Origin of the sequence: Alteribacter natronophilus, from assembly GCF_006007885.1 — a bacterium.
GTDB lineage: Bacteria > Bacillota > Bacilli > Bacillales > Salisediminibacteriaceae > Alteribacter > Alteribacter natronophilus.
Genome location: NZ_VCRO01000003.1, coordinates 58,947 through 78,820, shown reverse-complemented (window position 1 = coordinate 78,820; position 19,874 = coordinate 58,947). Strand labels below are relative to the sequence as shown.

21 protein-coding genes are annotated in these 19,874 nt (G+C 50.8%); 16 read left to right on the top strand and 5 right to left on the bottom strand.

From position 1 onward, the window contains the following. Window positions 1-9: 9 nt before the first annotated feature. From FGB90_RS10415 to FGB90_RS10360, 12 genes are all read left to right on the top strand, one after another. The gene (locus tag FGB90_RS10415; RefSeq protein WP_138810787.1) at window positions 10-1,224 is read left to right on the top strand and encodes an FAD-dependent oxidoreductase; all 1,215 of its coding nucleotides are present in this window, start codon (window positions 10-12) and stop codon (window positions 1,222-1,224) included. 166 nt (window positions 1,225-1,390) lie between these two features. Continuing rightward, window positions 1,391-1,687 carry a PadR family transcriptional regulator gene (locus FGB90_RS10410; RefSeq protein ID WP_138811210.1) on the top strand — a complete coding sequence of 99 codons (297 nt, stop codon included), beginning with the start codon at window positions 1,391-1,393 and terminating at the stop codon, window positions 1,685-1,687. Beyond that, window positions 1,684-2,874 (top strand): DUF2812 domain-containing protein, encoded by a 1,191-nt coding sequence (locus tag FGB90_RS10405; protein ID WP_138810786.1) that lies wholly within the window; start codon window positions 1,684-1,686, stop codon window positions 2,872-2,874. Before FGB90_RS10410 ends, FGB90_RS10405 begins: the two co-directional genes overlap by 4 nt. 510 nt (window positions 2,875-3,384) lie before the next feature. Continuing rightward, complete coding sequence (locus tag FGB90_RS10400) at window positions 3,385-5,139, top strand: ABC transporter ATP-binding protein (protein ID WP_138810785.1); 1,755 nt, start codon at window positions 3,385-3,387, stop codon at window positions 5,137-5,139. After that, the gene (locus FGB90_RS10395; RefSeq protein WP_138810784.1) at window positions 5,136-7,202 is read left to right on the top strand and encodes an ABC transporter ATP-binding protein; all 2,067 of its coding nucleotides are present in this window, start codon (window positions 5,136-5,138) and stop codon (window positions 7,200-7,202) included. Before FGB90_RS10400 ends, FGB90_RS10395 begins: the two co-directional genes overlap by 4 nt. A gap of 98 nt (window positions 7,203-7,300) precedes the next feature. After that, entirely contained in the window at window positions 7,301-8,146 is an 846-nt protein-coding gene (locus FGB90_RS10390) for a DUF4037 domain-containing protein (protein ID WP_138810783.1), read from the top strand. Beyond that, the gene (locus tag FGB90_RS10385; protein WP_138810782.1) at window positions 8,133-8,678 is read left to right on the top strand and encodes a GNAT family N-acetyltransferase; all 546 of its coding nucleotides are present in this window, start codon (window positions 8,133-8,135) and stop codon (window positions 8,676-8,678) included. Before FGB90_RS10390 ends, FGB90_RS10385 begins: the two co-directional genes overlap by 14 nt. A 62-nt stretch (window positions 8,679-8,740) precedes the next feature. Next, on the top strand, window positions 8,741-10,180 hold the full coding sequence (locus tag FGB90_RS10380) for an ATP-binding cassette domain-containing protein (protein ID WP_246056142.1): 1,440 nt from the start codon (window positions 8,741-8,743) through the stop codon (window positions 10,178-10,180). A 55-nt stretch (window positions 10,181-10,235) separates the two neighbouring features. Continuing rightward, a complete protein-coding gene (locus FGB90_RS10375) occupies window positions 10,236-10,721 on the top strand; it encodes a GNAT family N-acetyltransferase (protein WP_171051783.1) in 486 nt (161 codons plus the stop codon). Then, a complete protein-coding gene (locus FGB90_RS10370; protein ID WP_138810779.1) occupies window positions 10,718-11,425 on the top strand; it encodes a nucleotidyltransferase domain-containing protein in 708 nt (235 codons plus the stop codon). Before FGB90_RS10375 ends, FGB90_RS10370 begins: the two co-directional genes overlap by 4 nt. A 276-nt stretch (window positions 11,426-11,701) precedes the next feature. After that, a complete protein-coding gene (locus FGB90_RS10365; RefSeq protein WP_138810778.1) occupies window positions 11,702-12,028 on the top strand; it encodes a hypothetical protein in 327 nt (108 codons plus the stop codon). Beyond that, window positions 12,012-12,461 (top strand): GNAT family N-acetyltransferase, encoded by a 450-nt coding sequence (locus FGB90_RS10360; RefSeq protein WP_138810777.1) that lies wholly within the window; start codon window positions 12,012-12,014, stop codon window positions 12,459-12,461. Before FGB90_RS10365 ends, FGB90_RS10360 begins: the two co-directional genes overlap by 17 nt. A gap of 47 nt (window positions 12,462-12,508) precedes the next feature. Here FGB90_RS10360 and FGB90_RS10355 read toward each other — a convergent pair whose 3' ends face one another. Next, on the bottom strand, window positions 12,509-12,595 hold the full coding sequence (locus tag FGB90_RS10355) for a YjcZ family sporulation protein (RefSeq protein ID WP_138811209.1): 87 nt from the start codon (window positions 12,593-12,595) through the stop codon (window positions 12,509-12,511). A 189-nt stretch (window positions 12,596-12,784) separates the two neighbouring features. Between FGB90_RS10355 and FGB90_RS10350 the strand changes: the two genes are divergently transcribed. The 4 genes from FGB90_RS10350 to FGB90_RS10335 all read left to right on the top strand — a co-directional run bounded on the left by FGB90_RS10350 (window position 12,785) and on the right by FGB90_RS10335 (window position 16,398). Beyond that, window positions 12,785-13,384 carry a hypothetical protein gene (locus FGB90_RS10350; RefSeq protein WP_138810776.1) on the top strand — a complete coding sequence of 200 codons (600 nt, stop codon included), beginning with the start codon at window positions 12,785-12,787 and terminating at the stop codon, window positions 13,382-13,384. A gap of 133 nt (window positions 13,385-13,517) precedes the next feature. Continuing rightward, entirely contained in the window at window positions 13,518-13,934 is a 417-nt protein-coding gene (locus FGB90_RS10345; protein WP_138810775.1) for a putative signal transducing protein, read from the top strand. An 85-nt stretch (window positions 13,935-14,019) separates the two neighbouring features. Further along, a complete protein-coding gene (locus FGB90_RS10340) occupies window positions 14,020-14,289 on the top strand; it encodes a hypothetical protein (protein WP_138810774.1) in 270 nt (89 codons plus the stop codon). Between the two features lie 285 nt (window positions 14,290-14,574). Further along, entirely contained in the window at window positions 14,575-16,398 is a 1,824-nt protein-coding gene (locus FGB90_RS10335; RefSeq protein WP_246056141.1) for a Xaa-Pro dipeptidyl-peptidase, read from the top strand. Window positions 16,399-16,498: 100 nt separating this feature from the next. Here the strand turns inward: FGB90_RS10335 and FGB90_RS10330 are convergent, their stop codons facing one another. The 4 genes from FGB90_RS10330 to FGB90_RS10315 form a co-directional block, all read right to left on the bottom strand. Further along, entirely contained in the window at window positions 16,499-17,218 is a 720-nt protein-coding gene (locus FGB90_RS10330; protein WP_138810773.1) for a hypothetical protein, read from the bottom strand. Further along, window positions 17,205-18,086, bottom strand: a complete 882-nt coding sequence (locus FGB90_RS10325; RefSeq protein WP_138810772.1) for an ABC transporter ATP-binding protein — start codon at window positions 18,084-18,086, stop codon at window positions 17,205-17,207. Before FGB90_RS10325 ends, FGB90_RS10330 begins: the two co-directional genes overlap by 14 nt. Next, the gene (locus FGB90_RS10320) at window positions 18,083-18,460 is read right to left on the bottom strand and encodes a GntR family transcriptional regulator (RefSeq protein WP_138810771.1); all 378 of its coding nucleotides are present in this window, start codon (window positions 18,458-18,460) and stop codon (window positions 18,083-18,085) included. Before FGB90_RS10320 ends, FGB90_RS10325 begins: the two co-directional genes overlap by 4 nt. A 254-nt stretch (window positions 18,461-18,714) precedes the next feature. Further along, complete coding sequence (locus FGB90_RS10315; protein WP_246056140.1) at window positions 18,715-19,863, bottom strand: S8 family peptidase; 1,149 nt, start codon at window positions 19,861-19,863, stop codon at window positions 18,715-18,717. Window positions 19,864-19,874: the final 11 nt, after the last annotated feature.

Genomic DNA, 19,874 nt, shown 5'->3' with positions numbered 1-19,874 from the left:
GTGTATAAAATGAATAAAAAAGTACTGATTATCGGCGGCGGGATTGCAGGAGCTGCTGCTGCACTTTTTTTACAGCGTGCAGGCTGGGAGACGGTTATATTTGAAGCGGGTACTGGGGGAGTTGAAGCCGGCGGAGGCATGCAGCTGGCCCCGAATGGAATGAGAGTGCTCCACGAACTTGGCATTGAGAAGGATGTTATTGAGAGTGGTTCCATAGCCAGTGAGATGTATTTCCGAAACCAGAAAGGCAAACAGCTTGGCAGGATGAACAGAAATGTTCAAAAGGAATATGGTCATCCGGCGGTAAACATTACGAGAGCTGCCTTTCACAAGGTGCTGCTCCGTCATCTGGAAGAAAAGAAAATTGAGATCCAGTTCGAAAAAAAGCTGGTCGATGCAGGGACAAAACCCGATGGAACGGTATGGGCAGAGTTTGAAGATGGAACAGGTGCAGAAGGGGATTTTATGATCGGTGCAGACGGTATTCATTCAAAAACGAGACGAGCTGTGCTGCCTGATAGTCCGGATCCTGACTTTACAGGACTTCAATGGATTGCGGGCTGGCTGCCTGCTGGAAATGTCCCGGAATTCGACTTGCAAAGCAGGAATCTTAATATGACATTCGGACGAAAAGGTTTTTTCGGTTATGGAATATTCAATGAAGAGGATCCTTTACTGATGTGGTGGGTGAATATTACATCAGACGAGCCGCTCAGCCGAGTGGAAATGACCGGGTTTAGTCAGCAGTCTGTTAAACAGGAGCTGCTGGAGCTTTGCAGTGGCTGGCATAAGCCTGTGGAGACAATCATTGAACAGACAACTGGACTGATCAGAGGAAATGTTCATGATATTGTTTCACTTCCAAGGTGGTACAGCGGGAGGACCGTGCTGATTGGAGATGCGGCTCATGCTGTGAGTCCAAATTCAGGACAGGGGGCTTCACTTGCGCTGGAAGACGCTTTTTACCTGGCGATGCTTCTTGACCGCTGTTCCGATGATTTTTCCCTCGCTTTATCCCGCTTTGAAAATGACCGGAGGCCACGGGTGGAAAAAATCGTGGAACAGGGCCGAAGAAGCGGTGACGGGAAAAGGGAAATGAGCCCATTTGGGGCATGGTTCAGAGATCAGATGCTTAAGGTGATTTTTCCTCTCTTCGGAGAACGGGGCAATCGGTGGATCTACGAATATGATGTCAGAAAAGAACTTAATAGGAATAGGTTATGATAGGATATTGCCTTCCACAATTGGGTGGAAGGCTGTTTTTCTGGAAGAAAATTCTTGTTTGGTGTGTCACGTCGTGATATAGTCAGAGTATAATATATCACAGTGCGACATAGTAGGGAGGAACGTCCGTTTGAAACTGGAAAAAGTATTGAAAAAATATGTGCCAATGACCGAGACGGCCTTTTATATCCTCCTTTCCCTTACCGAGCCCCGTCACGGTTACGGAATAATTAAACACGTGGAGATGATTTCCGGGGGGCGGATTGTGCTCGGATCGGGAACGGTATACGGGACGCTCACCAAGATGCAGAAAGACGGGATCATCATCGTGTTTGCCGATGAGCACCGGAAAAAGGTGTATGAAGTGACGGAAACGGGCAGGGCGCTCCTGACAGAAGAGACAAATCGGATCGCTGAACTGCACCGGAACGCTGAGAAGTACTGGGGAGGAGGAGAGGAATGAGAAAGTTCAGACCGTACTGGAGCTACGATATCCAGAAAACGGAACAGTGGCTCGGGAAGATGGCGGAGAAAGGCTGGCATTTTACCGGCCTCAGCAGAAAACGCCGGGTTTTTACTTTTGAGGAAGGCAGGCCGGCGTCTAAAGTGTACAAAATAGGATATGAAAAGATCCGTCCTCACGCTCTGCCGCGGACACTTAAGGAAGACGGCTGGAAAATGACGGTTTCCTCAGGCCGGTGGTTTGTCCTGGCACACAAAGGGGAGGAAGCACCTGCCACGTCTGTGGTCCGGGACCCGGTCGTAAGACGTAACCGGATTCATTACTATGTGTACTGGGCTTTTATGTTCTATATTATCGCAAGTACAGCGAACTTTATTTTTCTTACAGGCATTGTACTGGATGCCGGCGGAGAGGTAACGCGGGAACCGAGTCCGTTCTGGGCGGTTACGTATACAGGTTACGGGCTGGGGCTCGCGTTTCTCATGAGTGCGGTATTTTCCTTACTGAAAATCAGGAAAACAAACGCGGGGCTTCTCGAGGAAAGTGGTACGGGAGGGGTTTCCCTTTCGGATCAGCCTGTTCCGCGGATCGTTCGGGGAGAGAGAAAAGCAGTTACAAAAATCGGCTGGATGTACAAACCGGACCTCATTGAAGAGTGGCTGGAAAAGAAAGAGGCATCCGGCTGGCACCTGCACAGGGTGAGCTGGCCGGGTGTGCGGTTTCACTTTATTAAGGATAAGCCCCGGCAGGTGAGTATGAAGGTGGATTATCAGAACCTGTCCAGGGAGGCATACGATGAGCTGCACCGGGAAGCAGGATGGGAAAATGCGTATGCCTCCAGGTCGGCGATGATGAAGCTGGCTATCTGGCGAAAGGAATACGGACCGGGAGAAGAGAAGCCTGAGCTTTTTACAGACCCTCGTGAGCAGACCGATCCCGTCCGTAAAATGGCGTTTACGTATACCGTGCTGTTTCTGCCGATGGTGCTCATGTATCTGTTTTTCGGAAGCCTGAACCTGGAAGTTCTGCTCACCGATCCGTCGTCTTTACTTGAGCGGGGGAACAGAAGCCTGCTGTTTCAGATGAGTGCTTTTGCCTTTGCGACGCTAACTTTTTCATGGCTTATTATAAAAATCTGGCGCTCGTATTTCCGGCTGCGCAGGAAAATGATCCGGGCCAATATGTAAAACGGTGGGTTTAGAAAAAACTGGTTGACGAAACTTTTGCAATAGTGCTACGATTGAAAGCGTAAAATAAACCATTCTTTGAAAGGAGGAGAACAGCATGATCAAGTACAGCACTGTACGTCTGTCATCACAAAGCATCGTTATCAGCTGTGACTCCACTTTCGTTAAAGGGAATGGACTGGTTTAGTATTCTTTAAAACCGGGATTTTCTTTTAAACGCAAGCGCGGTTCACAGCTTTACGCCTGTGAACTGCGCTTTTTTACGTCTTTTTTTACCATCCCCTTATACCCGGGGAGACGTGCAGCGCATGAGCAGGGAGCTCGTGCGCTTTTTTGGTGTTTTGGCCGGAATGGCCTTCACATAAATACTTACCAATGGAGTGATTTTGATGAATGCATTGAAAAAATGGATGGAAACCGGACGCCGGTACGAGGAACTTGTGGAGCCAGGTGGAGGATAGCGGACTTGTAAACGGTATGAAAGAACAACTTAATAGGATGTGAGAATGTATGTTTACTGTGTTAGGGAAATTATTCTGGTTTTTTAAAGCTGAGTGGAAGCGGTATTCGCTTGCCCTTGGGCTGCTTATCTTTGTCGGCCTTCTTGAGGTGATCCCGCCGCGCCTGATCGGTGTGGTGATCGATGATATTCATCAGGGGATCATGACACGGGATCGGCTGTTTATGTATATCGGCTTCATGGTCGTGCTCATGATCGTGATTTACGTGATTACTTACGTCTGGATGCGCCAGCTGTTCGGCGGGGCCTTCCTCATCGAGCGGACGCTCCGATCGCGGTTCATGGGCCACCTCATGAAGATGACGCCGACCTTTTATGAGAAAAAGAAAAGCGGGGATCTGATGGCCCGGGCGACGAACGATCTGAAGGCGATTTCCCAGACTGCCGGGTTCGGGGTCTTGACCCTTGTGGATGCCACCGTGTTTCTCGTAATAATCCTGTTCATGATGGGGTTTCTCGTGAGCTGGAAGCTGACGCTTGCTGCGTTTCTGCCTCTGCCGATCATGGCGTGGCTCATGAAAAAGTACGGAAAAATGCTGCACGAGCGGTTTACGAAAGCACAGAACTCGTTTGGTGATTTAAACGACCAGGTACTCGAATCGATTGCCGGCGTGCGGGTAGTCCGTGCTTTTGTGAAGGAAAAAGACGATCAGTCGCGCTTCCGCAGATCCACAGACGATGTGCTGGCAAAAAATATCTCGGTTGCGCGGATCGATGCTCTGTTTGAGCCGACGATCAAGATCCTTGTGGGCATGAGTTACATGATCGGGCTCGGTTACGGTGCGTTTCTTGTGTTCCGTAACGAAATTACGCTCGGTCAGCTCGTCTCGTTTAACATATACCTCGGAATGCTCATCTGGCCGATGTTTGCCTTCGGTGAGCTCATGAACATCATGCAGCGGGGGAACGCGTCTCTTGACAGGCTGAATGAAACGTTCGCCTACGAGGCTGACGTGAAAAACAAGCCGGAGCCAAGGCGGCTTGAGCGGCCGGAGACGATTACGTTTCAGAGTGTCCGGTTCCAGTACCCGAGCACCGAAGCCTATGCACTGGATAATATCGATCTGTCGGTTATGAAAGGGCAGACGGTGGGGATTGTCGGAAAGACGGGGGCCGGAAAAACGACGCTCCTTAAACAGCTGCTTCGGGAGTACCCGCCGGGGAAAGGGACGATTGCCGTTAACGGCATCCCGGTAGAGGAGATCGAACTTGAGGCACTGAAAAGCTGGATCGGTTACGTTCCCCAGGATCAGTTCCTGTTCTCCAAGACGCTTAAGGAAAACGTGCTGTTCGGCCGCCCGGAGGCAGAGGAAACGGCGGTTAAGCGCGTGCTGGATCTGGCGTCGATTACTAAGGATATCAAGACGTTCCCTAAAGGCGTGGAAACTCTCGTCGGGGAAAAAGGGGTATCGCTGTCAGGAGGCCAGAAGCAGCGGGTGTCCATTGCACGGGCTCTCCTGAAAAATCCGGAGATCCTGATTCTCGATGATGCCCTGTCCGCAGTCGATGCGAAAACGGAAGCATCAATTATTACGAACATCCGGAACGAACGGCGGGGGAAAACGACGTTTATTTCCGCTCACCGGATGTCGGCTGTAAGCCACGCAGATCAGATTATCGTGCTCGATCACGGGGGCATCAGTGAACGTGGTACTCATGATGAACTGATAAAAACAGGAGGCTGGTACGCCGAGCAGTATGCGGCCCAGCAGATGGAAGAAAGATCGGAGGTGCCTGCGCGATGAAGGACACGAAAATAACAGACAGTAACAGAAAGAATACGCCGACGCGCCGGCTCATCCGTTACGCACTTGATTTTAAGAAAACCATTATCTTCGCACTCGTGCTTCTGGCGATTGCGGCAGCCGCTGAACTGACCGGGCCGTTTATCGCCAAGCACATGATCGATAACCACATTCTCGGTATCGAGCGGGAATGGGTGGAAGTGGACGACGCGGCTGCGGCCGAGGTCGTTTACGATGACCGGGCGTTTATCCGGGGAGACCGATTTGAAGGAGAAGCGGAGCAGATCGGTGAAGCGCAGCTTCTGCAAGTGGGGATTACGTTCATCTTTTTAGAGGACCCGATCACCTTCGACGGAGCCCGTGAGCTTGACGGGAGCACGCTGACGGTGACCCGCGGGGACGAATCGGCGGTTTATGACGCTGTGCCGCTTACGGCAGATGAAACGTTCACCTTTTACGGACCGGAAGTGAAGTACCTTGTGATGCTCATGGGAGGCTACTTCCTCCTTGTGGCGTTCGGGGCATTTCTTCACTACCACCAGAGTTTCCTGCTTCAGCGTTCTGCGAACGAGATCATCCAGAAGATGCGAAACGATGTGTTTGGAAAAGTGCAGCAGCTGCCGGTAAAGTACTTTGACAAACATCCGGCAGGAAAAATTCTCTCCCGTGTCACAAACGATACGGAAGCGATCCGGGAGCTCTACGTTCGGGTGCTTGCCACGTTTTTTACGAGTGTTATTTACCTGATCGGGATTTACATTGCCCTGTTTATCCTCGAGCCTCGTCTCGCAACGGCAGCGCTCGTGCTGCTGCCGATTCTCGTGGTGTGGGCGATGCTGTACAGGAAATTTGCAGCGAAGTACAATCACGTGATCCGCGAGCGTCTCAGTGAGATCAACGGTAAAATCAACGAGAACATCCAGGGCATGCCTGTCATTCAGGCGTTCGGCCGGGAAAAAGAAGTGAACCGGGAGTTTGAGGAAGTCAACAGCGAGCACTACAAGTACAACAACAAGCTGCTGTCGCTGAACGCCATGACTTCGTTTAACCTGGTGAACCTGTTCCGAAACATTGCCTTCGTGGGACTCATCTGGTATTTCGGCGGGGCGTCAGTGGGCGTGGGAGCAGTGTTTTCCCTCGGTGTACTCTACGCGTTCGTGGATTATCTGAACCGTCTGTTTGAGCCGGTGAACAACCTTGTCAACCAGCTGGCTCAGCTTGAGGAAGCAAGGGTCGCCGGAGAGCGGGTATTCCAGCTCATGGATGAGGACGGTGTGCAGGTAGAGGCAGGATCGGTGCCGAGGTTCCGCGGGGATGTGAAGTTTGATTCGGTGTCGTTTGCCTACACCGATGAGGACTATGTACTGAAGAACATCTCCTTTGAGGCGAATCAGGGGGAGACGGTGGCATTTGTCGGCCATACAGGCTCCGGTAAGAGTTCGATTATGAACGTCCTGTTCCGGTTCTATGATCACCAGAAAGGAACGGTGACCATTGACGGAACGGACATTCAGTCGCTGTCAAAGCAGGCAGTGCGGGAGCATATGGCGATCGTGCTTCAGGATCCGTTTCTCTTTACCGGAACGATCGCTTCCAATGTGGGTCTCGATGATCCGCGGATCAGCCGGGAACAGATTCGGGAGGCTCTCGAAAAAGTGGGGGCAGGCGAGATGATCGATGCGCTTCCGGGCGGTATTGACGAAGAGGTGAAAGAGAAGGGAAGCACCCTCTCTGCAGGGCAGCGCCAGCTCATTTCCTTTGCCCGTGCCCTCGTGTTCGATCCGCCGATCCTGATTCTTGATGAAGCGACGGCGAACATCGATACGGAGACAGAAGCGGTCATCCAGCAGGCGCTCGATGTGGTAAAAGACGGGCGGACGACATTTGTAATTGCCCACCGTCTTTCCACGATCCGCGCGGCGGATCAGATTATCGTTCTGAACCAGGGTGAGATCCTGGAGCGCGGCGACCACGACGAGCTGATGACGCTTGAAGGAACGTACTATTACATGTATCAGCTCCAGCAGGGTATTCAGAAGGAGCAGGAATCACCCGCGGGATAGATGATCAGCAGGGATAGCAATAGATTAACAGTGTTTCATTTTGAGGCAGCCGGCGTGGTGCAGGCTGCCTGTTTTTTCACCTGAAGGAGAGAGTATCGATGAATCTTAAGCAGAAAGCGGCGGAGGCAGCCGCTTACTATGAGGCGAATCCGAAAGTGGAGGCGGTCATTCTGGCAGGGTCGGTGGCCCGCGGCTGGGACGACCGGTTTTCCGATATTGAACTGAACGTTCTCTGGCGGGAGGAGCCGTCTGATGGGGACAGACTTCTGGCTGTGAAAGAGCTTGGAGGCGAACTTCTGTCCTTTTACCCGTACGAGGACGAAGAATGGTCCGAGGCGTATACGGCTGGGGGTGTGAAGTTCGAGATCAGCAGTTTTCTCACCGTTACGGTGGAGAAGGTCGTTCGTGATGTAGTGATGGAGGCAGATCCGTGTCCGGAAAAACAGTGCCTGGTGGCTTCCGTAAATGATGGAATACCGCTAGCAGGGAATGATCTGTTCCTTTGCCTGCATGGAATGGCCGCAGACTATCCGGACGAACTTCAGAACGCGGTGCTTCGGCAGTGCATTGAACCCGGAAGCAGGTGGCATAACCGGGAGGCACTAACGGCAAGAGGTGACTGGCTTATGCTGTACAGTGTTGTGACGGACGTCCAGCAGAAAATAATGCAGATGCTGTTTGCCCTGAACCGGATGTACGTTCATCATCCGGCGATGAAGTGGCAGCGGAAGTCGCTTGAGAAGATGACGGTGAAGCCGGTGCGTGCTGCCGAGCGGATGGATAAGGTGCTGACGGCAGCGCCTGAGGCTGGCGTTAAAGAACTTGAGTCTCTGCTTGACGACGTGGGGGCACTTGTTGTGAAGGCATGGCCGAAGTATGCCGATGAAGTGGCGAAGTGGACGTTTACAAGGCCGGAACAGGAGGGGCTGTATGGTAGAAATTAAAGGATCGAAAGTGGTGCTCGTGAAGGCATCGAAAGAAGATATAAAGGAAATTTACTACTGGAAGTTTGAAGAACCGAAACAGGAAGCAAAAAAGTGGAACGGGCCGTACATACCAGAGGGAAAAATCAGCAGAGAGGCTTTTTTTGACATGTGGGGAGAGATTGAGCCCGGGGTACCGGACACGCTCATAGTAAAGGCAGATGGGGAGGTAATCGGCACGGTCGGCTGTTACTGGGTGGATCGGAACACGAACTGGCTGGAGACCGGGATCGTTATCTACAACCCGACGTTCTGGGAAGGGGGATTCGGAACTGAGGCCTACCGCCTCTGGATTGACTATCTGTTCGAGGCGACTGGAATCCACCGGCTCGGAATGAGCACCTGGTCAGGGAACGTGCGGATGATAAAACTGGCCGCCCGGATCGGGATGAAAGAGGAAGCACGCATCCGCGAGGCGAGGCAGGTGGATGGAAAGCTGTATGATGCCATCAAAATGGGGGTGCTCCGGCGGGAGTGGGAGGCGCTTCGGTGAGAGAACCGGCTATTTGAAAAGAGGAGCTGAGGCTAATTACAGGAAATATTCTAATCAGCAATATGACGTTTCAGTACGACTCCATGATGGAGCCGCTGTTTGAAGATGTGAACCTCAGTATTCACGAAAACTGGAAGCTGGCGCTGATCGGCCGGAATGGCCGTGGGAAAACGAGCTTCCTGAAGATTTTACTCGAACAGCTCCCTTATGAAGGTTCCGTCCGGTCATCACTTAGGTTCAGCTATTTCCCCACGTACCCGGAACCATCTGAAAATATAACGGCAGAGGAAATGCTCCTGAAAAACAATCCGGCTAAAGAGCCGTGGGAACTGGAACGGGAGCTGTCATACATGAAGCTTTCCCCGGAAATTTTACAAAGGAGATTTCAGGAGCTGAGCGGCGGTGAACAGACAAAACTTCTGCTCATTGAACTGTTTCTCAACGAACAGTCGTTTTCACTGATTGATGAGCCGACGAATAATCTGGATGCGGATGGACGGAATGTGGTTGGACAGTATCTGAAAAACAAACAAGGATTTATCGTGGTCAGTCATGATCAGCGCTTTCTGAATTCCTTTGTCGATCATGTGCTGGCCATCAACAGGGAAAGTGTGGATCTTATCAAAGGGAACATTGATGAATGGAAACGGGAAAAAGACCGGGCCGATCATCTTTCCCGGGAAACAAATTCCCAGCTCGGTAAAGAAATTAAGCGGCTGAGTGACGTTTCGGGAAGAGTCGGCTCCTGGGGGCTTCAGCGGGAAAACAGTACAAAGGACGCTTCGGAACGTAGGCTCGCTGCCAAACAGATGAAACGCTCAAAAGCGATCCGTAAAAGGACAGAAGAAAAGATTGAGGAAAAAAGGAGTCTGATCAGCAATATTGAACAGGCAGACAGATTAAAAATGAATGTTCAGGTGCCCCGCAATCAGATTCTGTATCTCAGAAACTTTTCGATTTTACGTAACGGAAAGCCTCTGTTTGAGCCGGTTGACGCAGATGTTTATCCGAATGACCGTTTCTTTATCACGGGTAAAAACGGGGCAGGAAAATCGAGCCTCATTAATTTTCTGCTTGGAAGAGAGGAAGTTGAAACAACCGGTGAACACCGTGTTCAGATGCCGGAAAAACTCTCCGTTCTTGAGCAGAAAAATCAGCGGGAAAAAGATTATGGCTCCCTGCTCGGGAGGCTTTCCTTCCGGGAAAAAGAAGAATACCTCCATCTGCTGCGCCAGCTCGGGATGGAGCGTTCCAGATTTTCGGATCAGACAAGCAGGCACTGGAGTGAGGGTGAACAGAAAAAAGTATTTCTGGCCCATGCAATCCTTGGTTCGAATCAGTTATTTATCTGGGATGAAGTGACCAATTATCTTGATCTGTTTATTGTAGAGCAGCTGATTGCATCGATCAGGGAGTACGAACCAACGATGATCGCTGTGGATCATAATGAACATTTCGCAGATGCAGTGGCAACAAAGAAACTGCACCTTACAAAAAGGTAAGAGGTTTATAAAATGATAGACAAGACTACATTTTTGAGAGAGGGTGCTGTCAGCTGTGAAGAATGAACCGGAGTTCTTTGTCAGGCAAATCGATGATTTAAAAACAGTCGATCTCACCGCTCTGGTTAACGAAAGCCGGGCGGAAGGCTTCCGTTTTCTCGAGCGCCTCCAGGATGATTACTTTAGGGGTTTGAACCGTTTTGAAGAGCCCGGGGAAGGTCTTTACGGCATTTTCAGCCGGGACGGTGAGCTTCACGGGATAGGCGGGCTGAACCGGGATCCGTTCAGCAGAGATCATAAAACCGGAAGAATCAGGCGTTTTTACATCAGGAAAGTGTTAAGGGATAAGGGGCTTGGATCGCTGCTGCTTAACAGCATTATCAGTGACGGTGGAAAACAGTTCACCGCGTTTGTTCTCTATACGGATACAAAAGAAGCGGCTGCTTTTTATGAAAGACGGGGGTTTCATAGAGAGGATCGGCAAAAGAAAATCTCCCACCGCTACGAGCTGCAACCCGGGGAAGGAGGGATGGGACGATGAAACCTGAACCATATCAGACAGCGCAGAACCTGATAGACTCACTTTTTCCAGGCTGTGACGGTGCCGTTCTTTCAGGCAGTGTTGTACGCGGCGAAGCCACTGCCACATCCGATCTTGATATCGTGGTTTTTGACAGTGAGACGTTGCAGTCCTACCGGGAATCTTTCATTTTTGAACAGTGGCCGGTTGAGGTGTTTGTCCACAATCTGGAGTCGTACAGACACTTCTTCTCAAGCGACTGTGAGCGGGGGCGGCCGTCCATGCCGCGGATGGTGGCAGAAGGAAAGGTGATCCGTGATACAGGGGTGCTCGCGGCCATTCGGACCGAAGCGAGGGATCTCCTGGAAAAGGGACCGGAGCCGTGGAGCAGGAAGACGATCGCTCTGAAACGGTATTTTCTGACCGATGTTCTGGAGGACTTTGAGGGGGCCGAACGAAGAGACGAGGGGCTGTTCATTGCCGGCTCCCTTATGATCCAGCTGAGCGAGTTCATTCTCCGGACTAACGGTGCCTGGTGCGGGGATTCGAAGTGGCATGCCCGTGCCCTTAAGCAGTTTGATTCGTCATTGGCAGAACGGCTGACCCGCGCGTTTGACCACTATTACCGGACAGGGGAAAAAGAACAGGCGGTTTGTTTTACTGATGACGTGCTTGCGGAACACGGCGGGAGACTGTTTAACGGATTCAGCATCGGGAAAGTATGATCAGTAGCAGGTAACTATCATTAATAGAGGATGCCACAGGAACAGCCAGTAATGCTGAAACATATGAAATGCCGGGTCTTGGTATCAGGGATTTCACAGGAACTGTCCTGCACTGGTCAAATACTGTTGAGGTGCTGGATTACGAGGAGTATAAGCAAAAGTATCCTTTAAAAGGAGATTAAGAGATTGCAAAACTAACTGGTAAGCAGAAATATGTGATTATTCTGTAATCAGGGTGGTAAGGTAGTAATAGAGATCGACTAAAGGAGGAGTTCGGTGACGTCAGCACAGAAAAAGTGGCTTGCAGCGATCAGCCTCCTGCTGCCTGCCCTGTCCATATTTGTTTATCCGTTTTTTACAGTAACAGAATCGCAGCACAGAACGGGGTTTCCCCTTCGGTTTCTCACCCATCACGGTGAGGGGCTTCCCGAGAGCCGCCTGATGCTGCTTGATCCTGTCTATTTTACCGGCCACGTCCATATAAACCTGGTTGAATATTTCTTCGCTGCGGGGATTGTCTGGATTACGGGCTTTTTTCTGATTAACGCATGGAATTTCAGAAAAGTGCGGAGAAAGGAGCGGAGTGGTGATCCGACTACTTGATATGAATTCTCTTTCTGATGCGGAAGCGGTGATTGCTGTCCAGAAGCCGGCTTATCAGGCTGAGGCTGACCTGATTGGCTATGACGGTATACCGGGCCTGTCCGATTCGGCGTCTGTCTTGAAAGAATGCGGGGAAACGTTCTTTGGCCACGTGGAAAACGAGGTCGTCTGCGGTGTAATCAGTTTTAAGATGGTTCACCGGACGATGGACATTCACCGTCTTGTGGTACACCCTGACTTTTTTCGAAGGCGCATCGCCACACGGCTTCTGGCCCATGTAAGTCAGCTGAAGGATGTTAAAAGACTGGAAGTTTCCACGGCGGCAGAAAATCATCCGGCGGTGGCTTTTTACGGGAAATCAGGTTTTCGCTTGTCGAAGCAATTGAGGACAAATGATGGTCTGCCACTTGTGAAGCTGGAAAAGTTTATGTAAAAAACAGCTGCCCCTGAATAAAGGAGCAGCTGTTTCTGTTACAGAGATTAGTAGTAGCAGGCACAGCCTACGATTACAAGCAGAACAAAGATGACAACAGTGAACGCAAAAACGTTGTTGTTTCCGTGACTCATGGTAAACACCTCCTTGTCGCTTTACTAGCAGTGTATGTAAGACGAGGTATTCTGTTTAGGTGAAGGGACAGGGTAAAGTGTGGAGTTTCTATTTAAGTACCGGGATCATGTAGCCAGAAGCCCAAAAATATGGTAATTTTATAGAAGTAAAAAAGTAATTTTTACCATTTATTGAAGGAGGGAGCGCCGGTGGCTGAATTTCTACTGATGAAAAACAGAACAAGCGGTTATGCCATGCTGGTGGCATGTCTCGCGGCCCTGGCTGTTCTGTTTCTGCTGGCTCTCTCCCCGCAGAAAGTTGAAGAAGCGGTTGAAAGCCATATGGAAAGTCTCGATCACCCTTTTATAAAGATTTCCCATCTGGAAATGCTCAGCGACCATGAAGCTGTTGTATTTTACCAGTATGGACTGGAGCGGGAGCGGTACTTCGGAGAAAAAAGGTTCGAGCGGGGGTTGTTCGGCTGGGAGCATAAAGGGGGCAGTGTGCAGCCGCTTGTAGGCGAGTCTCATATGAAGCAGATGGACGTGCAGTATGTCGGTCTTCACCGTTCGTTTGAAGAGGGCTTCACGGATCTTATTTATGGATATGTTTATGATCCCGACATTGTGAGGATTGATGTTACGAGTAATCTGGGGAGGACCTACCGTGCGATGATTCCCGGCCATGGAAATGACCGGATGTGGCTCATTTACACAGGTGACGGTGAGCACCTGTACAACTCAATTATAACGGCCTATGACCGGAACGGGGAGGTCGTGAAGCGTCACGGCATCGGCGGTGAGAACTGATCAGCAGGTAAGCCTTGCCTGTCTTCGTATCTCCTTCTCTATGAATTAACGCTGAAACTTTCGGTCTGCAATTCCGTATATAAAATCAGGGGGGATACCTGTGAAATACTGTCCTGATTGTGGAGAAGAATATGTGAATAAAAAGCAGACCTGCAGCGATTGCGGCACTGATCTGATCGAGCAGGACGTCTCTGAACCGGAATTCAGGGAGACGGAGTTCGTTGAAACCATCCATCTTACCACGGCTTCCAGTGAAATGGAGGCAACGATGCTTACAGAACTTCTTGAATCAAACGGCATCCGGGCATTCAAGGAATACCGTGAAGCTGGTGGTTACCTGAGCGTCTATATGGGGGAGACCAGTTTCGGTGTGGATATTTTTGCAGACAGGGAGCGGGCAGCTGAGGCACGCGAACTGGTCGCACCTGTCCAGGAGGAACCTGACCAGACAGAGGATGAGCCGATCGAGGAAGAGGATCCGGGCAAAAAGAGAAGAAAGTGGCTTGCAAGGGGATTTATCGTTATGTGTGTGCTGCTGTTTTTATTCTGAGTTTAAAAAATGCTGACTGAGTGGCATGAATCTCTGTCCAGGCGGGTAGTATGTTAACACTAACTAACCATGCTGGAGGGATTGGATGGGTTTATCAGGGATCCTGCTGCTCTTTCTGACACTGATTTTTGGTCTGTATACCATCCTGTTTATGAGAGGCTGGGTGAAGCACGATGCAGCTAAACGGCTCCGCGGTTCAGATCTCATGATCATCGGCCTTACCTCCGTAAGCTTTCTTGCGGCGGTTCTCGTTCAGAGTTTTACTGCACTTGTTCCGTTTACGCTGGCCATGTTCGGTCTTATTATGAAGTTCCACGCCAACCGGGCGGTTTTAAGACCGAAGCTGGTAAAATAATAGATTTAACTGGAGGCACAGACTGATCTGTGCCTTTTCACGTGTTTTGGGAGGCTGTTACGATCCGGGCGTATGGAACTATATGTTCAGATATGATCGTATGAGTTTAGAAGTGGGAGTAAGGTATTTCGGGTAGGTAATATTCCGTAATTTGAAATAAAAGCGTTTTACTGCGGAAAAGTGACAATTTTCTCGCTATTTTTCTGGTACTCTTTTGCCTGAAAAAGAAAAAAGTCCGGGAGCTTCGTCGGACTTCCTTTCTTATAAACCAAAGGAGGCTGGAAAATGAACGGAAAACGCATGACTGCACTGGCATTGTCCGGGCTGCTGCTTACTTCTGTGTTCGGGTACCAGGGGGAGGTTCAGGCAGATGGGGAGATTCCTCTTAATGGAACCATTCCCGAATCAGAGTTATCTTCCACGTACATAGAACTGGAGGATGGCAAAACAAGTCCGATTTATGAGACGGAGGATGCTATCATCGAAGAGCTCTGGGTTGAGACGGAAGTGGACAGCGATGGAAGCGGGGAACTGGACCTGGTTTCAGTCCAGGTGATGAGACCGGATACGGAAGAGGGCGTCGAGGTACCGGTCATTTATGAAATGAGCCCATACCGGGCAGGTCTTGACTGGTCGTACCCGTTTTTTGATGTGGACGTGGATTTAAATCCCGTGCCTCATCCGGGGAACCGGGGAGGCAGGGGACCGCACGCAGAGCCTCAGAACCTCGGTGCTCTTGGAAACTACTTTGTGCCGCGCGGGTATGCAGTGGTGTTAGGTGAAAGTATCGGAAGCGGGAAATCCACTGGATGCGCGACAACTGGGGATGACTATGAAATCATGGGCACAAAGGCAGTGATCGACTGGCTGAATGGAAGTGCCAGAGCTTTTGATGCTGATGGAAACGAAGTCGCAGCAGACTGGACGACAGGAAACGTGGGCATGATCGGTGCTTCCTACAACGGAACGCTGCCTAACGGTGTGGCAACGACAGGGGTTGAAGGTTTGAAAACGATCGTGCCGATCGTGGCGATCAGCAGCTGGTATGATTACTTCAGAGCCAATGGCGCCGTTGTGGCCCCTGGAGGCTGGCAGGGTGAGGATGCCAGCGTTCTGGCCGGGCTGGTAACTACGCGCTCCGACAGTGAGATCTGTGAACCTGTCCTCGAGCAGATGGTGGAGGACGAGGACCGGGTCACCGGGGATTACAACGACTTCTGGGATGAGCGTAATTATCTTGACGGTGTAAAGGATATTGAAGCCAGCGTACTTCTCGCTCATGGCCTGAATGACTGGAACGTGAAGACGAAGCAGTTTGCCCAGTGGTGGAACGAGCTTGGAAACCATGATGTGGATCGTAAGCTCTGGCTTCACCAGGGAGGGCACGGTGCTCCGCCGGCATCCCTCTGGAACGAAGAGCGTCACCGCTGGTTTGACTACTGGCTGTACGGCATTGAAAACGGGATCATGGATGAGGAGACAGTAAACATCCAGCGGGAAAACCGGGACTGGGTGCAGCAGGAAGCCTGGCCTCATGCAGATGTAGAAGAGACTACACTGTGGCTTAAAGGCGAAACGGAAGGAACAGGTACGATTCATACCAGTCCTGTGCCAAACCGCCCGCACGATCGTCAGAGCCTGATTGATGATCCTCAGACGGTAGCGGATGACCTTGTAGCCGGTCCCGGGGAAGATCATGAGAATCGTTTAGTGTATCTCACAGACGAGCTTACTTCTCCTGTTCACATGAGCGGGACGCCTGAAGTGAGCATTCGTCTCAATATTGACCGGCCGGTGGCCAACCTGACCGCACTTCTTGTGGAATACGATGAAAACGGGGATGCGGATATTATAACGAGAGGCTGGATGGATCCTCAGAATATAAAAGGCGAGGAACGCTCCATCAGTATTACGCCGGAGCGGGACTATACGTTTGAATGGGACATGCAGCCGCACGATTATGTGTTTGAGGAAGGCAGCCGGATCGGGATTGTGCTGATAGCGAGTGATTATGATTATACGATTCGTCCGGAGGCAGGGACGGAACTTTCGGTACTGCCGACGCGTAGTAAAGTGACGCTTCCGATCGTGGGAGGCAAAATTGAATAGGGAATAGGAAAAAATCCCGGCCGCAGCAGTCTGCGGTCGGGATCTTTAAATGTGTGCGGGAGCAACCGAGGGTTATCCCCCCACTACTGCTGCCCAATTATTATTCCACCTTAATCGGAGTGGTTCTTGTGATGAGATAGAGCAGCCAGATGGTTCCTGAGATAATCATCATCAGGATCAGGAACAGGAACGGGACAGGGACGATGGAAAAGTCCACTGCCGGTACGCCAGGAAGCGGTATTGGAAATTCCCTTGCCCATAATATATCGCTTATCGCCATCAGAAAAACCGCAGAGATAATAGCAAAAGCACCGCCCCACCCGCCATAGCGGTAGAAGCCGATTGCAATTCCCCAGCCGGCCATGTAGTAGAGAAGCATGCTTAAAAAGGATGCAAGCGCCGGAAGGATCCATTGAGAACCAGTATTCAGAAAGGGTTCTGGTGTTACCTGCGTATACAGGGGGATAACCTGCTGCAGGGCGACTGAGCCGCCTGTCAGGATCATACTGACAGTCATGATCGTGAGAGAGAGGCCGGCTGCTGAAATAACAGTCCCGATAAAATAATTTTTGCGTGTGACCCCGTATTTCACGAAGTGTGTCAGGAACGCAAAGACAATGATAATGCCGCAGATCAGCATGAAAATGTTGGCAGGGGTCCGGACAAAGGTAAGAAAGCTTATTTCCCCCAGTTCCTCAGCCGGTGAAAAGATGTTCAGACCTGTGTACACTGCAAATACGATGGGAAGAAACCAGAGTGTCCATTTCCCCTGAATGGCGAACAGGTCAACACCGGTTTTTTTCCAGTCAGCTGTCTTCATGACCGTGTTCCTCCTCTGTTAATGAAATAAATAAATCCTGCAGGGGCAAAGTGCCGATTTCCAGCCCGGAAGCAGCGGCCTGTTCCAGGTGATCCTGACTGAGTGAACCGTAGATTTTTGCCCGTTTTGTACCACCAAGAGTTTCGCTGCCTAGTACAGACAGCCCTTCGGTGAAACGGTCCACATCCTCAATATTTCCAGTAACGGTTAACCCTTGTTCATTCAGCTCGTCAGCGGTTTTCTGAAGCAGAAGCTGCCCTTTGTGAATAATGATCACCTCGTCAAACAGATAATCCATCTCCGATACGAGATGAGTGGAGAGGATCATGGTGCGCGGGTGCTTCTCCTTTTCATTTATAATTTCCCTGTAGAATATTTCTCTTGCGGGTGCGTCCATTCCGCTGTATGCTTCATCGAAAATCGTAATTTCAGTGCGTCCTGCAAGGCCGATAATGACATTCAGAGCTGACTGCATTCCCTTGGACAGTTTATGAACAGGCTGATCAAGTCCGAGGGAGAATTTTTTGGCCAGCTTTTCTGCGTAGGCACGGTCAAAGTTCTTTCGGTACCTGGCGGTAAAATCGAAGTAGCTGCTCACCGGCTCGTGTTCATCGCTGTAGTCAGTTTCGTAGATGAATGCAATCTCAGACATAAGACGGGCGTTTTCAAATGGGTTTTCCCCGTCTATTTCCAGACGGCCCGAGTCAGTTTTCCTGAAAGAGGCGAGGAGTGAGAGAAGGGTGGTTTTTCCCGCGCCGTTTCTGCCGACAAGGCCGTAGGTTTTTCCTGGTTCCAGTGTAAAAGACAGGTCATGGAGTGCTGTGGTGTTTTTATAGGTTACCGATATACGGTCTGCTTTTATGTTCAACGATTGTCACGTCCTTTCAGATCTTTCATAAGCCTGTTAATTTCCTCTTCGGAAAGCTGGAGTTTCTCCGCCTCCTGCATCATCGGCAGGAGATATTCCTCTGCAAATGCTTCCTTTCTCTGCTTCATGAGTGTCTCTTTTGCCCCCTCTTCAACAAACATTCCGACCCCTCTTTTCTTGTAAAGGATGCCGTCGTCCACGAGCAGCGTAATGCCTTTTGAAACGGTTATGTGGTTCACTTTGTAAAAGTGAACGAGCTGGTTCGTTGAGGGAATCTGATCATGCTCCTGAAGCTGACCGTTTACAATCTGGTCAGCAATCCGGTCTCTGATCTGAAGAAATATTGGTTTCTTATCGTGGAAGGCTTTGCTCACCTGTCATTTCACCGCCTTTGTCTGCACAAGTGCTATATGGTTATATAGTTATGTATATAACCATAATGCGTTCGTTTATTTTTGTCAATCGATTTTCAGGTGGGAGAATCAGAAAAAGGTACAGAGGTGGAGGGACTCTGTACCTTTGATGTGGAATAAGCTGATACTGGATGATTACGATTGTGGCGGCTATCGGCATTTGAATAGTGAACAGAAAAATCCCGTCCGCAGCAGTCTGAGGACGGGATTTATTATTACTGCGCATCCACTGCGGCGCGGACGTCGATGACGCCGTTTCCGTAGTAGAAGTGGCTGCCGAGAGGAATGGCTGTGCTGTTAAGCGCACTGCGGATCCCTTCGTTTGAGAGAGACGGGTTATGGGCAAGCAGAAGGGCAGCAGCTCCTGCTACGTGAGGTGAGGCCATGCTTGTCCCGCTGAGGGAAGCGTAGCTGTTGTCCAGGTATGTGCTGTGCGTTCCAACGCCCGGCGCCATCACGTCAAGCTCATTACCGACGCTGGAGAAAGAAGCGCGGTTATTGTTTTCATCGACAGCCCCGACTGCAATGACGTTATCGTATTTTGCCGGGTAGCCGATCGTGTTAAGCCAGAGGAACGAACCTGAGTTCCCTGCAGCAGCAACGAGTGTCACGCCTTCACTGTGGGCATAATCCACAGCCTGGCGGAGCGTTGTGGAACCTGTGCTTGAGCCGAGGCTCATGTTGACGATATCCATATCGTTCTGTACGGCCCATTCGATTCCCTGGGCGATGGAAGCGTGGGACCCGCCGCCATTGGCGTCAAGAACTTTTACAGCGTACAGGTCCACATCGGGGCTCACACCGAGTACGCCGAGGTCGTTATCCAGAGCTGCCACCGTACCGGCTACGTGTGTCCCATGGCCGTTGAAGTCCTCCCACGTCGTTTCGCCTGAGATAAAGCTTGCCCCTCCGAGAACGTTTAAGTCTTCATGGGGCTGAATGCCCGTATCAAGAACGGCGACGCTTACGCCGTCTCCGGTGTTTCCGTCATTCTGCTGTACGTCAACGGCACCGATATTTTCAATTCCGTACGGTACAGTCTGACCGTAAGCTTCGGCTTCGTAGTTTTCCTCGATGAACGCCACGTTCGGGTTATTCTGTATGCCCTGCAGTGCCTGCTCCGGGAGTGTCACGTGCATGATGTCGGCGAATTCAAATTCATGCTCCACATCACCGCCGAGACCGGTGACGAGCTGAGCTGCTCCTCCATTTGCAGCGGCTCCCGGTTCAAACCCGACTAAGTATTCCTTCATTTCCCCCGGACCATTGCCCGTTCCGTTGGCATATGCTCCGCTTCCTCCCGCGAGGAGTACTGCTGCCAGTGCACCTGCCGTTACGTTGGATAGAAATTTCCCCTTAAACAACCCAACCAGCC

Coding starts and splice junctions, on each gene's coding strand:
- FGB90_RS10410 (WP_138811210.1), top strand. CDS start 1,391: ATGACCGAGACGGCCTTTTATATCCTCCTTTCCCTTACCGAGCCCCGT.
- FGB90_RS10405 (WP_138810786.1), top strand. CDS start 1,684: ATGAGAAAGTTCAGACCGTACTGGAGCTACGATATCCAGAAAACGGAA.
- FGB90_RS10370 (WP_138810779.1), top strand. CDS start 10,718: ATGAAACCTGAACCATATCAGACAGCGCAGAACCTGATAGACTCACTT.
- FGB90_RS10390 (WP_138810783.1), top strand. CDS start 7,301: ATGAATCTTAAGCAGAAAGCGGCGGAGGCAGCCGCTTACTATGAGGCG.
- FGB90_RS10400 (WP_138810785.1), top strand. CDS start 3,385: ATGTTTACTGTGTTAGGGAAATTATTCTGGTTTTTTAAAGCTGAGTGG.
- FGB90_RS10335 (WP_246056141.1), top strand. CDS start 14,575: ATGAACGGAAAACGCATGACTGCACTGGCATTGTCCGGGCTGCTGCTT.
- FGB90_RS10385 (WP_138810782.1), top strand. CDS start 8,133: ATGGTAGAAATTAAAGGATCGAAAGTGGTGCTCGTGAAGGCATCGAAA.
- FGB90_RS10415 (WP_138810787.1), top strand. CDS start 10: ATGAATAAAAAAGTACTGATTATCGGCGGCGGGATTGCAGGAGCTGCT.
- FGB90_RS10355 (WP_138811209.1), bottom strand. CDS start 12,595: ATGAGTCACGGAAACAACAACGTTTTTGCGTTCACTGTTGTCATCTTT.
- FGB90_RS10380 (WP_246056142.1), top strand. CDS start 8,741: ATGACGTTTCAGTACGACTCCATGATGGAGCCGCTGTTTGAAGATGTG.
- FGB90_RS10340 (WP_138810774.1), top strand. CDS start 14,020: ATGGGTTTATCAGGGATCCTGCTGCTCTTTCTGACACTGATTTTTGGT.
- FGB90_RS10395 (WP_138810784.1), top strand. CDS start 5,136: ATGAAGGACACGAAAATAACAGACAGTAACAGAAAGAATACGCCGACG.
- FGB90_RS10330 (WP_138810773.1), bottom strand. CDS start 17,218: ATGAAGACAGCTGACTGGAAAAAAACCGGTGTTGACCTGTTCGCCATT.